Source organism: Acidovorax radicis N35 (genome assembly GCF_000204195.1).
GTDB lineage: Bacteria > Pseudomonadota > Gammaproteobacteria > Burkholderiales > Burkholderiaceae_C > Acidovorax > Acidovorax radicis.
Genome location: NZ_AFBG01000018.1, coordinates 151,628 through 164,442, shown reverse-complemented (window position 1 = coordinate 164,442; position 12,815 = coordinate 151,628). Strand labels below are relative to the sequence as shown.

The following is a 12,815-nucleotide window of genomic DNA, read 5'->3' as shown; positions in this document are numbered from 1 at the left end:
CACCATGCCCGCCATGGCATCCCGCGGCCGAGGCCGCCGCACCATCAACGAGATCAACATGGTCCCGTTCATCGACGTCATGCTGGTGCTGCTCATCATCTTCATGGTGACGGCGCCCATGCTGACGCCGGGCGTTGTCGATGTGCCCAGCGTGGGCAAAGGCAAGAACATGCCCAAGGTGGTGGCCCAGGTCATCGTCAACAAGGACGGATCGCTGCAGTTCAAGACGCCCGAAGCCACACGCAGCCTGAACCAGCGCGAGATCGGTGATGCCGCCAGCCGTTGGCAGAAGGCCCAGGGGGCCGACAGCGCCAGTGCGGTGGTCATCAGCGCCGACAAGGGCGTGCAGTACGAAAACGTGGTGAAGGCCATGGATGCCTTGCAAAAGGCGGGTGTGCAACGCGTAGGGCTTTCCGTCAAACAGGGCGGTTGAACCGAACTCTCGCCAGCCGCTCTCACGCCCATGCACGCCCACAACGACCGCGACCAGTTTTCCCCGCCCCGGCCCCCGGCACGCTTGCGTGCCATCACGCTGGCGGTGCTCGTGCATGTCGTGCTCATCGGCGCACTCACCTGGGGCGTGAACTGGAAGAACAGCGCCGACCAGCCTGCGGTGGAAGCCGAACTGTGGGCAGCGGTGCCCCAGCAGGCGGCGGCGCGTGCCGTTGAGCCCCCGCCCCCACCGCCCGCCCCACCGGAAGTGCGTCCGCCTGCTCCGCCCCCACCACCGCCCCCGCGCGCTGTGGAACCGCCCGACACCCGCGAGGCCGACATCGCCATCGAACGCGAGAAAAAGCGCCTGGAACAGGAAAAGAAGGCGCGCGAACAGCAGCAAGAGCGCGACAAGCGTGAACGCGAACGCAAGGAAGACGAGCGCCGCGACCGCCTGGAGCAGGAGAAGAAAGAGCGCCTGCAAAAGGAAAAAGACAAGGAAAAGGAACAGCGCGAAAAACAGCTGGCCGAGCAGAAGAAAGCCGAGCAGGACAAGCAAAAGAAGCTGGCCGAAGACAAGCGCAAGGCGGACGACGCCGCCAAGCGCAAATCCGAAGCCGACGCCAAACAGCTGGCAGAACAGCGCGAAGCCAACCTGCGCCGCATCCAGGGCATGGCAGGGGCGACGGGGGGAGAAACCGCCACGGGCACAGCCCAGCGCAGTGCAGGCCCGTCAGGCGGCTACGGCGGCAAGGTAGCGGCCAAGGTCAAGCCCAACATCGTGTACCCCGACGCGATCTCGGGCAACCCGCGTGCCGAGGTGGAAGTGCGCCTCTCGCCCGACGGCACCATCGTGGGCAAACGGCTCGTGCAGTCGAGCGGCAACAAGGCCTGGGACGAGGCCGTGCTGCGCGCGCTGGACAAGACCGAGACCCTGCCGCGCGATGTGGATGGACGCGTGCCGTCTTCCCTGACCATTGGTTTCAGGCCACAGGACTAGAGCCTGTTCAAAGCCCCGAAAAAAAGCGCCCGGAAGTACCGGGCGCTTTTTTGGGCTTTTTTTGACCTCTAGCGCTTGATAGTCAAGCGCAGATAGCTATGTATTTAATAGCATAACATCTGCCCCCCTACCGGTCGCGGCGCTCCATGCGCCGGTTCAAATTCAGCGCTCCAAGAGTGCAGGCCACACCCGACAGCAGGTACACCGTCACGGCCAGCAATCCAAACTGGGCCGACAGGTACAGGGCGACAAGGGGCGCAAAAGCAGCGCCAATGATCCAGGCCAGGTCGGCCGACAAGGCGGCGCCCGTGTAGCGGTATTGGGGAGAAAAGTTGGCCGTGACCGTGCCAGACGCCTGGCCGTACGACAGCCCCAGCAGCACAAAGCCCAGCAGCAGGAACATGGTGCTGCCCACCTCACCGGAGTTGAGCAGCACGGGGGCCATGAAACTGAACACACCGATCAGCACCGCCATGCCGCCCAGCAGCTTGCGGCGGCCCAGGTGGTCTGACAGCCAGCCCGAGACCATGATGGCCCCGGCCGCTAGGAAGGCACCCACGATCTGCACGCCCAGAATCTGGGTCACCGGCTGGTCCGAGTACAGGGTGATCCACGACAGCGGGAACACCGTGACCAGGTGGAACAGCGCAAAGCTGGCCAGCGCGGCAAAAGCACCCAGCAGCACATTGCTGCCTTCGTCGCGCATCACGCGGCTGACGGGCACAGGCTGCAGCTCACGGTCTTGCAGCAGTTCGGCGTACGACTGCCCCACCACCAGGCGCAGGCGGGCAAACAGGGCCACCACGTTCACGGCAAAAGCCACGAAAAAGGGATAGCGCCAGCCCCAGGCCAGAAATTCCTGCACGCTGAGGCTGCTGTACAGATAGGCAAACAGACCCGCCGCCAGCACAAACCCGACGGGCGCACCCAGCTGCCCGATCATGGCAAACCAGCCCCGGCGTTCCTTGGGCGCCGACATGGCCAGCAGCGACGGCAGGCCGTCCCACGAGCCGCCGAGCGCCAGACCCTGGCCAATGCGCAGAATCAGCAGCGCCACCACGGCGGTCAGGCCAGCATCCTTGTAGCCCGGCAAAAACGCCATCCCGACCGTGCACACGCCCAACAGGAACAGTGCAATGGTCAGCTTGGTGCCCCGGCCCCAGCGCCGCTGGATGGCCATGGAAATGGCCGTGCCGACGGGCCGGACCACAAACGCAACGGCCAACAGCGCAAACGACATCAGCGTGCCATCCAGGCGCGACAGGAACGGAAACAGGAAAGGCGGGAAGACGAGAACGCAGGCGATCCCGAATACGAAGAAATCGAAGTACTCGGACGACCGTCCGATGATCACACCCACCGCAATTTCGCTGGGGGTCACGTCTTCATGGGTATCAGCCCGCGAGAGAGAGGCGGGGCTTTCTTCAAAGCCGGCCGCAGGGTAAGTGGCAGAGGCGGGGCTGCTCATGAACAGGGCTCCTTGTCGTTGTTTGGATAAGACATTCTGGTTCTACACGCAAGTTTGATTCGGGACAAGTGCAGTTTCACTATGGCGCATGCAGGACGGCGCCGAACCAAAAAGAGAAGGCGCACCGAAATGGGGCACCTATTGTTGACCTTGGACAAAATGTCCAATGTACAAAAAAGCTAGAGCTATTACATTCGACGGCACTTCGTTATCCGCGTTTACCCTTAAACGCCTCGGTTGCGCCTGCCCCATGTCCAAACTACCTTTACCCCGCGTGCCTGCCTGGCTCGCCGCCATGGCTGCCCTGGGCAGCCTGGCCGGCTGCAGCAAGGCGGTCGTCCTCAATCCTGCCGGCGACATCGCTGCCCAGCAAGGGCACATGGTCATCCAGGCCACGCTGCTGATGCTGATCATCATCGTGCCGGTGATCGCTCTCACCCTGTGGTTTGCCTGGAAATACCGCCAGAACAACACCGCCAACACCGAGGCCGACTACGACCCCGACTGGCACCATTCCACCACGCTGGAGCTGGTGATCTGGACCGTGCCGCTCTTGATCATCATCGCCCTGGGCGCACTGACCTGGATCGGCACCCACAAGCTCGACCCCTACCGCCCCCTGGACCGCATCTCGGCCACCAAACCGCTGGACGCCCAATCCACTCCCCTGGAGGTGCAGGTGGTGGCCATGGACTGGAAGTGGCTGTTCTTCTACCCCGAACTGGGCATTGCCACGGTGAATGAACTGGCCGCGCCGATCGACCGCCCCATCCTGTTCAAGCTCACGGCCACGTCCACGATGAACGCGTTCTACGTGCCGGACCTGGCGGGCATGATCTACGCGATGCCCGGCATGCAGACCGAGCTGAACGCCGTGATCAACCAACCAGGCGTGTACAAGGGAATGTCCTCGCACTACAGCGGCACGGGCTTCTCGGGCATGACCTTCAAGTTCCACGGCCTAAGCCAGGGCGACTTCGAGCAGTGGGTGGCCAGAAACAAGTCCGAAGGCAAGCCACTCACGCGCAAAACCTACATGGATCTGGCCAAGCCCAGCGAGCGGGACCCCGTGCAGCGCTTTGCCAGCGTGGAAGACGGCCTGTACGACAAGGTGCTGAACCGCTGCGTCGAGGACGGCAAGATGTGCATGCACCACATGATGGCCATCGACGAGAACGGTGGCGACGCCTATGTGCGCGCTGTGGGCCTGAACCTGCCGCAGGACGTGTGCACCTCGCAGAACGCCGCCCAGGTGGTGGCGAGCCTGGAAGCACGCCACGCGCCGCGCGCCAACTCCGCCCAATGATCCGCCCTTGACCTGCCATGCCGGCAGCCGCGCACGCGGGCACCGGCATATCAAAGAGACTCCTTATGTCCTCCGCACCTGTTACCGCACCCCATTGGGCCCTGGGCCGAATCACCTGGGATTCCATACCGATGGCACACGAGCCCATCGTGTTGTGGACCTTTATCGCCACTGTGCTGGGTGGCCTGGCCGTGATGGCCTCCATCACCAAGTTCCGCCTGTGGGGCACCCTGTGGCGCGACTGGATCTGCAGCATCGACCACAAGAAGATCGGGATCATGTACATGATCCTGGGGCTGGTGATGCTGCTGCGCGGCTTTGCCGACGCCGTGATGATGCGCCTGCAGCAGGCCATGGCCTTTGGCGACAACATGGGCTATCTGCCGCCCCACCACTATGACCAGATTTTCACCGCCCATGGCGTGATCATGATCTTCTTCGTGGCCATGCCGCTGGTCACGGGCCTGATGAACTACCTCGTGCCGCTGCAGATCGGCGCGCGCGACGTGTCCTTCCCGTTCCTCAACAACTTCAGCTTCTGGATGACCACAGCCGGTGCCATCCTGGTGATGGTGTCGCTCTTCCTGGGCGAGTTCTCCACCTCCGGCTGGCTGGCCTTGTCCAACCTGGGGGCGCAAGACCCCGGCGTGGGGCTCGATTACTACATCTGGGCCCTGCAGATTGCGGGGGTGGGCACCACGCTCTCGGGCATCAACCTGATCGTCACCATCATCAAGATGCGCGCACCCGGCATGAACCTGATGAGGATGCCCGTCTTCACCTGGACCGCCCTGTGCACCAACGCGCTGATCGTGGCCTCGTTCCCCGTGCTCACGGCCGCGCTGGTGCTGATGTCGCTGGACCGCTATGTTGGCACCAACTTCTTCACGAACGACCTGGGCGGCAACGCCATGCTGTACGTGAACCTGATCTGGATCTGGGGCCACCCCGAGGTGTACATCCTGATCCTGCCCTGCTTCGGCATCTTCTCCGAAGTGGTGGCCACGTTCTGCAAGAAGCGCCTGTTCGGCTACACCTCGATGGTCTACGCCACGGTGGTGATCACCATCCTGTCGTACCTGGTGTGGCTGCACCACTTCTTCACGATGGGCTCGGGCGCGAGCGTGAACACCTTCTTCGGCATCACGACGATGATCATCTCGATCCCCACGGGCGCGAAGATCTTCAACTGGCTGTTCACCATGTACAAGGGCCGCATCCGTTTCGAGCTGCCCATGATGTGGACCGTGGCCTTCATGGTGACCTTTGCCATCGGTGGCATGACCGGCGTGCTGCTGGCCGTGCCCCCGGCCGACTTCGTGCTGCACAACAGCCTGTTCCTGATCGCCCACTTCCACAACGTGATCATCGGCGGCGTGCTGTTCGGCCTGTTTGCCGGCATCAACTACTGGTACCCCAAGGCTTTTGGCTACAAGCTCGACCGCACCTGGGGCGTGCGCTCCTTCTGGCTGTGGGTGGTAGGTTTCTGGGTGGCGTTCGGCCCGTTGTATGTGCTGGGCCTGATGGGCGTCACGCGCCGTGCCAACCACTTTGAAGACCAGTCCCTCCAGATCTGGTTCGTGATCGCCGCCATCGGCGCCGCGATGATTGCTGCGGGCATTGCCTGCTTCCTGATCCAGATTGTGGTGAGCTACCTCAAGCGCGACCAGCTGCGCGACCACACGGGCGACCCGTGGGATGCGCGCACGCTGGAGTGGGCCACCTCGTCGCCACCGCCTGACTACAACTTCGCCTTCACCCCCGTGGTGCACGAGATCGATGCGTGGTGGGACATGAAGAAGCACGGCTACCAGCGCCCACTCACCGGCTTTGCGCCCATCCACATGCCCGCCAACACTGGCTCGGGCGCCGTGATCTCGGCCCTGTCGCTGGCCTTCGGCTTTGCACTGATCTGGCACATGTGGCTGCTCGCGGGCGTGTCGTTTGCGATGCTGCTGCTGGCCTCGATCATCCACACGTTCAACTACAAGCGTGACTTCTACATCCCGGCATCCGACGTGATTGCCACAGAAAAAGCCCGCACACTCCAATTGGCCCGCCATGTCTGAACTCCGCCTCAACGCTGGCGCCGCCGCAAGCGCCCCGGCCCCGCGCGACTACCACCTCGCGCACGAGCCCCATCCCGAAAACGGCACCGCCCTGGGCTTCTGGCTGTACCTGATGAGCGACTGCCTCATCTTCGCCGCCCTGTTTGCCACCTACGGCGTGCTGGGCCGCAGCTATGCGGCCGGCCCCACCGGCGCTCAGCTGTTCGATCTGACGCTGGTGGCCGTCAACACGGCCTTCCTGCTGCTGTCGTCCATCACCTTCGGCTTTGCCATGCTCCGCAAGCAGCAAAAGGATGTGAAAGGCACGCTGCTGTGGCTGGCCGTCACAGGCTTCTTCGGCCTGTGCTTCCTGGGCCTCGAACTCTATGAGTTCGCCCACCTCATCCACCAGGGCGCCACGCCCCAGCGCAGCGCCTTCCTGTCGGCCTTTTTCACGCTGGTGGGCACCCACGGGCTGCACGTCACTTTCGGCCTGATCTGGCTGGTGGTGCTGATGGTGCAGATCGGCAAACACGGCCTGATCCCTGCCAACACGCGCCGGCTGATGTGCCTGTCGATGTTCTGGCATTTTCTGGACGTGGTCTGGATCGGTGTCTTCACTTTCGTGTACCTGATGGGGGTGCTGTAAATGAGCGCACAACACACAACACACGCACACGATGCCCATGGGCATGGCGACGATCACCACGGTGATGACGGCCCACACAGCACCTTCTCGGGCTACATGGTTGGCTTCGTGCTCTCGATCATCCTTACGGCCATCCCGTTCTGGCTGGTCATGGCCAAGGTGATCGCCGACCGCAACACCGCCGTGCTGGTGCTGGGCGGTTTCGCCGTGATCCAGATCCTGGTGCACATGGTGTGTTTCCTGCACATGAACGGCAAAGCCGAAGGCGGCTGGACCCTGCTGTCCACCATCTTCACCGTGGTGTTTGTGGCCATCGCCATCAGCGGCACGCTGTGGGTCATGTTCCACATGAACGCGAACATGATGCCCGAGCATCCCACACCCACGCCCCCGGCGCATGAAGCGCCGGGGCACTCCAGGCCTTGACACCTGGCATGCTCCCTGCCCCGGGCGCCACGGCCCGGCGGCTGCGCCAGGCGGTGCTCGCGCTGGTGGGCATCGCTTTGTTTCTGGGATTCCTGGCGCTGGGCACCTGGCAGGTTCAGCGCCGCACGTGGAAGCTCACCCTGATGGAGCGCGTCGAGCAGCGTGTGCACGCAGCCCCCACTCCCTCGCCCACCTCCCAAGACTGGCCCGGGGTGAATGCCGCCGATCATGAATACCTGCCCGTCACCCTGCACGGCCAATGGCTGGGCGACAAGACCGTGCTCACCCAGGCTGTGACCGAGCTGGGAGCGGGCTTCTGGGTCATGACCCCCCTGCAGCAGGATGACGGAAGCCAGGTGCTGGTGAACCGTGGTTTCGTGCCCCAGGACCAGCGCGCACAGTGGCTTGCCGCGCCCCCGCCCACTTCGGTGCCCGGATCCACCACGGTGCAGGGCTTGCTGCGCATGACGGAGCCAGGAGGCGGATTTCTGCGGAGCAACGACCCCCTGCAACAGCGCTGGTATTCGCGCGATGTAGCGGCCATTGGCCAGGCACTGAAGCTGCCCCAGGCTGCGCCCTTCTTCGTGGATGCGGGCCTTCCGGGCCCCACAGGCACGGCGACGGACAGCGCGGCACCGGACTCAAAGTGGCCCCGTGCCGGCATGACCGTGGTCCGTTTTCACAACAGCCACCTCGTGTATGCGCTGACCTGGTATGGCCTCGCCCTCATGGTTGCCGGCGCTGGCTGGTATGTGGCACGCTACGAGCGCCGCCTGCGCGGCCTTGCCGGCCACACCACCACCTCCGATGACCACCCTTCGCCCTGATACCGCTGCAGCCCTACCGCAGCGCAACACGCGCTCGGCCGACGCCGCCGCAGGCATCAAGAACCTGCAGCAGCTGATTGAACTGCGCTGGATTGCCGTCGTCGGGCAGGTGTTCACCATCGAGATGGCGCACTACAGCCTGAACCTCACGCTGCCCGTGCGCGAGATGCTGCTGGTGGTGGGCTGCCTGGCGGTGTTCAACGTGGTGAGCCTGCTGCGGCTGCGCACCGGTGTGGTGGTGCGCAATGTTGAGCTGTTTCTGGCCTTGCTGATCGATGTGGCGGTGCTCACGGTGCAGCTGTACCTGAGCGGTGGCACCAGCAATCCGTTCGTCTTTCTGTACCTGCTGCAGATCACGCTGGGAGCTGTGCTGCTGCGCGGCGCCTACATCTGGTCCATCGTGATCATCACGCTGCTGTGTTTTGGGGTGCTGGCCACACACCACATGCCCCTCGCGCTGCCGCAAGACCTGCACCAGGGGCTGTCGAGTCTGTATGTCATCGGGTTGCTGGTCTGCTTTGTGCTCAACGCCACGCTGGTGGTGGTCTTCATCACCCGCATCAACCTGAACCTGCGCGAACGCGATGCGCGCCTGGCCGCAGCACGCAGGCGCCGCGTGGAAGAAGAGCACATCGTGCGCATGGGCCTGCTGGCATCGGGCGCGGCCCACGAGCTGGGCACGCCGCTGTCCACGCTGGCCGTGATCCTGGGAGACTGGCAGCACGACAAGCAGCTTGCGGCCCACCCCGCGCTAAAGGAAGACATCGACGAAATGCAGGCCCAGGTGCAACGCTGCAAGAGCATCGTGAGCGGCATCCTGCTCTCGGCCGGGGAGACACGTGGCGAAGCCTCCATGCAGACCACCGTGCGCACCTTCGTCGATGCACTGGCCGAAGAATGGCACAGCACCCGGTCGATGCCACAGTTCATCTACGACAACGACTTCGGCGCGGATACGCCCATGGTGTCGGACACCACGCTACAGCAGATGGTTTTCAATGTGCTGGACAATGCACGCGATGCCTCGCCCGGCTGGGTGCGCCTGGCCATCACCCGCAACGCCGATGCACTGTGCATCACGGTGACCGACGCAGGGCCTGGCTTTGCCCCCGACATGCTGGCCAAGCTGGGCACGCCCTACCAGTCCTCCAAAAACCGCCCCGGGGGTGGGCTGGGCCTGTACCTTGTGCTCAACGTGGCACGCACGCTGGGTGGCAGCGTGGCGGCGCGCAACCGTCCTGAAGGGGGCGCCGAAGTGACCATCGAGCTGCCGCTGGCGGCGATCACACTGCCTGAAGCCAAAGCCTGACGCCATGAGCCCTACCGACGAAGAAGAACCCGCGCAACGCCTGCTCCTGATCGTGGAAGACGACGAGGCCTTTGCCCGCACGCTCGCCCGTTCGTTCGAACGGCGTGGCTACCGCGTGCTGCAGGCCGCCAGCCTGCCCGAGGTCGAAACCCTGCTCGCACAGCACACGCCCGGCTTTGCGGTGGTGGACCTCAAGCTCAAGGGGGAAGCGTCGGGCCTGGCCTGCGTGCAGAAGCTGCATGCCGCCAGCGAGGGCATGCTCATCGTGGTGCTGACCGGATTTGCCAGCATCGCCACCGCCGTGGAGGCCGTGAAACTGGGCGCCTGCCACTACCTCGCCAAGCCGTCCAATACCGACGACATCGAGGCCGCGTTTGGCCTGAAGGCGGGCAACACCGAGGTGGAGCTGACCAACCGCTCCAGCTCGATCAAGACGCTGGAATGGGAGCGCATCAACGAAGTGCTGGCCGAAACCGGTTTCAACCTCTCGGAAGCAGCAAGGCGCCTGGGCATGCACCGCCGCACCCTCACCCGCAAGCTGGAGAAAAAACAGGTCCGCTAGGCGGCTGCCGAAACCGGGCCAGTCCTAGGATTTCAAGCAAAATTGGCCGCCAGCGCTTGAAGGAAATCATTGTTTGCTATTTAATTTATAGCAAACACCACAGAAGCGGCACTCAACCGCCTGGGACCCTCCCCCGACCACCTTTTGATTGAGGCCAGCGCTCACGTCAGCGCTGGCGCTGCACCAGCCAGCGCTCCGCGTCCTGCTGCTTGCCAAACCGCGCCCAATCCAGCGCGTTCTTGCCGTAAGGGTCCTGACGCCAAAGGTCTACGCCCCGCACCTCCAGCCACTCCAGGGCCTGGATGCGCCCTTTGGCGGCGGCCAGCATCGCCGGCGTCTCGCCCCGGCTTGCGGGCGCGGGCTCGTCCAGAGACTGCCCTTGCTCGGACAACCACTGCAAACAGGGGACACAACCACTCTGCGCCGCCATGTGCACCGGCCCCCAGTCCCACCGGTTGCGGGCTGCCAGGCTGGCCCCGGCCTGCACCAGGCGCTGGGCGGCAGCGAGGTGGCCGCCGTAGAAGGCTCGCAACAGTGCGGTGTCGCCACGCTCGCTGTCTTTCTGCGTCTGGCGCAGGTCAGGTAGGGCGCCTGCACGCAGCAGCAGTTCGATGTGCTCCAGTTGCCCCCGATGGGCCGCCAGCATGAGCAGGGACGAGCCGCTGGGTGCGAGCAGGTTGGGGTTGGCGCCTGCGGCCAGGGCTGCGCTCAGGGCCCGGGCATCATCCGCGTTCTGTGCGTCGAGCAGCGGGCCGTCTAAAGCGGAATAAGAGGTGGGTGGCGTTGGGGCAGCGGGCGCAGCCACTTTCCCGGCCGGTGCTGGGCGTGCCAGGCCTGCAAGCGGTGGCCCCCCAATCCACCCTGCGAGCACAGCGGCCAGCAGCAGTGCACCCCAAGCCGGGCGCGACTGCCCAGTCCGCACGCGCCGTTGTGCCCCGGGGCTGAAATGGACCCGGCGGTGCGCCCAGGCTTGGGCGATGGATTGGCCCACGGCGGTGGCGGCACCGCCACCACTGAGGCCGGGCGTGATCCGCACAAGAGTGCCGTCGGCTCCGCGGGCATACACCGCGGAATAAGGGTGCTCGCTGGCACCACTGCCGGTCGCGTACAGCAGCTTGTGCACGAAACTTTGGCTGGCCTGGCCCGGCAGCGTCTGGGTGCGGGTCCACAGCCACGAGTGCCGGTGCACAGTGATGCCGTTGTCCTGCACGGACAGCGCCCAGCGGCGTGTGGCGGCATGCAGGGCAAAGGCCACCAAGACCCACCACGCCGTAGCCGCCATGAAGGAGCGCGGCAGTACCAGCCCATGGGTACCCAGGCGGCCGTTGATGGCGGCCTCCAGCGCCAGCCCAGCGAGCACCAGGCCAGCGGCCCAGCGCCAGCCGGTCTGGCTGAATGCGTAGTGCCAGGCGTGGGGCGCTTCCTGCAGCGTGACAGAAGGGGGCAGAGGCAACGAGTCTTCGCTTTCCTCCCCGTGCTCGCTGAGGGGTGCAATCGGCGTCACCAGCTTCCAGGCAGCGCGCCGGTCAAAGCGGTCGGGCAGTTCGCTGGCAAAGGTTTGCGGTGCGGCCTGCACGGGCAAGTCATAGGTCAGCTCCGCCGTGCCGCCAGGGCTGTGCAGCAGCTCCAGGCGCCAGTCCACGCGCTCGCCCGAGCGTTGCGCGCCGTGCGGGGGGGCATCGGCAGGAACATCGAAGCGTGCCACCAGCCGCAGCCCCCCATCGGCCGCGGGCTGCAAGCGCGCCGACTCTGTGAAGGATTCCACGCAGCGCTCGGGCGAGCCCGAGCTTGACTCGTCCACGCGGTACTGCGCCAGGCGCAGCTGCGGACTTTGCTCCTGCTGGTGGGTGGCGGCCCGCTCGGGCAGCAGCAGCGCGACCTCGACCGGGTGCCCTGCGCGCGGCCGTGCGGGCTGCACGCTGAGGGCCGCACCGGCATAGCGCCAGGCCAGGTGGGTCTGGCGCACCGACAAGGCCACCAGCCCCAGGCCAACCATGACGAAGATCGAAATGAAGGCCTTGGCGTACCAGGGGGCGCTGCCACTGGTCCAGAGCATGCCAGCCATGGGGAAGGCGATGCCACACCAGAAGAGCGTGAAAAACCAGGCGGCGCCCGCCGAGGTGCCGGCAGAGGCCTTTGGCTGGGGCGTGGGCGAGGCGCCCTCCTCCACGTCTTCCGCCCCCTTTACCAGGCGCAGCAGGGTGTGCAGGAACATCCAGGCCGCCGCCAGCCCCACGCCGGTGAAGACCAGGGCAAAGGGCACGCGGAACATCTGCAGCGCCCAGCGGATGGACGGGTCGATGAGGGCCTGCGAGGGCACCTGCGGGTTGACCATGATGGTGATGGGCTGCCCACGGGACTGGGCGCTTTGCAGCAGCCCGTGCCAGCGCTGGTGCCAGTCGCCGATGTTGTCGGCACCGACTTCGGAGTCGAGTCCCACCCGGGTGCCTTCGTACTGCCGCCCCCCGAATTCGTAGCGGTAACGGGCGTGCACCTGGTAGGTGGTGCCATCGCTGGACGTATGGCGCTTGAGCTCGGAGCCCAGCACCTGTGCCACCACCGGTTGCCAGCTGTGCACCTCCAGCGCCGCACGGAGTGTTTGCACCAGGGGCTGAAGCCCCGCGAAGTATCCCCCCAGGCCAAAGGCCAGCGCGAAGAGCGCGCTGAACAACAGCATCCCCAAGCGCTTGCCCAACGTGTCTGCCTTTTCGGGGTTGTTCTCTCTTGCCATGGATGTCCCTCCATTTCTTTTGTTGTTATGGGCAAAGCATGGGAGCCAATCATGTCA

11 protein-coding genes are annotated in these 12,815 nt (G+C 64.8%); 9 read left to right on the top strand and 2 right to left on the bottom strand.

Features of this window, described 5'->3' with window-relative positions; all coding sequences use genetic code 11:
* Window positions 1-4 precede the first annotated feature (4 nt).
* Both ARADN35_RS0106295 and tolA read left to right on the top strand, forming a co-directional pair.
* On the top strand, window positions 5-433 hold the full coding sequence (locus ARADN35_RS0106295) for an ExbD/TolR family protein (RefSeq protein WP_010460224.1): 429 nt from the start codon (window positions 5-7) through the stop codon (window positions 431-433).
* A gap of 30 nt (window positions 434-463) precedes the next feature.
* On the top strand, window positions 464-1,432 hold the full coding sequence (gene tolA, locus ARADN35_RS0106290) for a cell envelope integrity protein TolA (RefSeq protein WP_010460221.1): 969 nt from the start codon (window positions 464-466) through the stop codon (window positions 1,430-1,432).
* A gap of 127 nt (window positions 1,433-1,559) precedes the next feature.
* Here tolA and ARADN35_RS0106285 read toward each other — a convergent pair whose 3' ends face one another.
* On the bottom strand, window positions 1,560-2,900 hold the full coding sequence (locus tag ARADN35_RS0106285) for an MFS transporter (RefSeq protein WP_010460220.1): 1,341 nt from the start codon (window positions 2,898-2,900) through the stop codon (window positions 1,560-1,562).
* Window positions 2,901-3,150: 250 nt separating this feature from the next.
* Between ARADN35_RS0106285 and cyoA the strand changes: the two genes are divergently transcribed.
* The 7 genes from cyoA (at window position 3,151) to ARADN35_RS0106250 (ending at window position 10,027) form a co-directional block, all read left to right on the top strand.
* A complete protein-coding gene (cyoA, locus tag ARADN35_RS0106280; protein WP_029413509.1) occupies window positions 3,151-4,206 on the top strand; it encodes a ubiquinol oxidase subunit II in 1,056 nt (351 codons plus the stop codon).
* A 65-nt stretch (window positions 4,207-4,271) separates the two neighbouring features.
* Window positions 4,272-6,275 (top strand): cytochrome o ubiquinol oxidase subunit I, encoded by a 2,004-nt coding sequence (cyoB, locus tag ARADN35_RS0106275; protein ID WP_010460216.1) that lies wholly within the window; start codon window positions 4,272-4,274, stop codon window positions 6,273-6,275.
* A complete protein-coding gene (cyoC, locus tag ARADN35_RS0106270; protein ID WP_010460214.1) occupies window positions 6,268-6,903 on the top strand; it encodes a cytochrome o ubiquinol oxidase subunit III in 636 nt (211 codons plus the stop codon). Before cyoB ends, cyoC begins: the two co-directional genes overlap by 8 nt.
* The gene (cyoD, locus tag ARADN35_RS0106265) at window positions 6,904-7,329 is read left to right on the top strand and encodes a cytochrome o ubiquinol oxidase subunit IV (protein WP_010460212.1); all 426 of its coding nucleotides are present in this window, start codon (window positions 6,904-6,906) and stop codon (window positions 7,327-7,329) included.
* Window positions 7,330-7,337: 8 nt separating this feature from the next.
* Entirely contained in the window at window positions 7,338-8,156 is an 819-nt protein-coding gene (locus ARADN35_RS0106260) for an SURF1 family protein (protein ID WP_010460210.1), read from the top strand.
* Window positions 8,137-9,465 carry an ATP-binding protein gene (locus tag ARADN35_RS0106255; RefSeq protein ID WP_010460209.1) on the top strand — a complete coding sequence of 443 codons (1,329 nt, stop codon included), beginning with the start codon at window positions 8,137-8,139 and terminating at the stop codon, window positions 9,463-9,465. The genes ARADN35_RS0106260 and ARADN35_RS0106255 overlap by 20 nt, the downstream gene beginning before the upstream one ends.
* 4 nt (window positions 9,466-9,469) lie before the next feature.
* A complete protein-coding gene (locus tag ARADN35_RS0106250; protein WP_010460207.1) occupies window positions 9,470-10,027 on the top strand; it encodes a response regulator transcription factor in 558 nt (185 codons plus the stop codon).
* A 166-nt stretch (window positions 10,028-10,193) separates the two neighbouring features.
* Here ARADN35_RS0106250 and ARADN35_RS0106245 read toward each other — a convergent pair whose 3' ends face one another.
* Window positions 10,194-12,758: an ankyrin repeat domain-containing protein gene (locus ARADN35_RS0106245; protein ID WP_010460205.1), complete on the bottom strand. Its 2,565-nt coding sequence runs from the start codon at window positions 12,756-12,758 to the stop codon at window positions 10,194-10,196.
* Window positions 12,759-12,815 lie beyond the last annotated feature (57 nt).

Bases quoted from the DNA above. Each gene is read 5' to 3' on its own strand.
- cyoD (WP_010460212.1), top strand. From the start codon at position 6,904: ATGAGCGCACAACACACAACACACGCACACGATGCCCATGGGCATGGC.
- cyoC (WP_010460214.1), top strand. From the start codon at position 6,268: ATGTCTGAACTCCGCCTCAACGCTGGCGCCGCCGCAAGCGCCCCGGCC.
- tolA (WP_010460221.1), top strand. From the start codon at position 464: ATGCACGCCCACAACGACCGCGACCAGTTTTCCCCGCCCCGGCCCCCG.
- ARADN35_RS0106260 (WP_010460210.1), top strand. From the start codon at position 7,338: ATGCTCCCTGCCCCGGGCGCCACGGCCCGGCGGCTGCGCCAGGCGGTG.
- ARADN35_RS0106245 (WP_010460205.1), bottom strand. From the start codon at position 12,758: ATGGCAAGAGAGAACAACCCCGAAAAGGCAGACACGTTGGGCAAGCGC.
- cyoA (WP_029413509.1), top strand. From the start codon at position 3,151: ATGTCCAAACTACCTTTACCCCGCGTGCCTGCCTGGCTCGCCGCCATG.
- ARADN35_RS0106255 (WP_010460209.1), top strand. From the start codon at position 8,137: ATGACCACCCTTCGCCCTGATACCGCTGCAGCCCTACCGCAGCGCAAC.
- ARADN35_RS0106285 (WP_010460220.1), bottom strand. From the start codon at position 2,900: ATGAGCAGCCCCGCCTCTGCCACTTACCCTGCGGCCGGCTTTGAAGAA.
- ARADN35_RS0106250 (WP_010460207.1), top strand. From the start codon at position 9,470: ATGAGCCCTACCGACGAAGAAGAACCCGCGCAACGCCTGCTCCTGATC.
- ARADN35_RS0106295 (WP_010460224.1), top strand. From the start codon at position 5: ATGCCCGCCATGGCATCCCGCGGCCGAGGCCGCCGCACCATCAACGAG.
- cyoB (WP_010460216.1), top strand. From the start codon at position 4,272: ATGTCCTCCGCACCTGTTACCGCACCCCATTGGGCCCTGGGCCGAATC.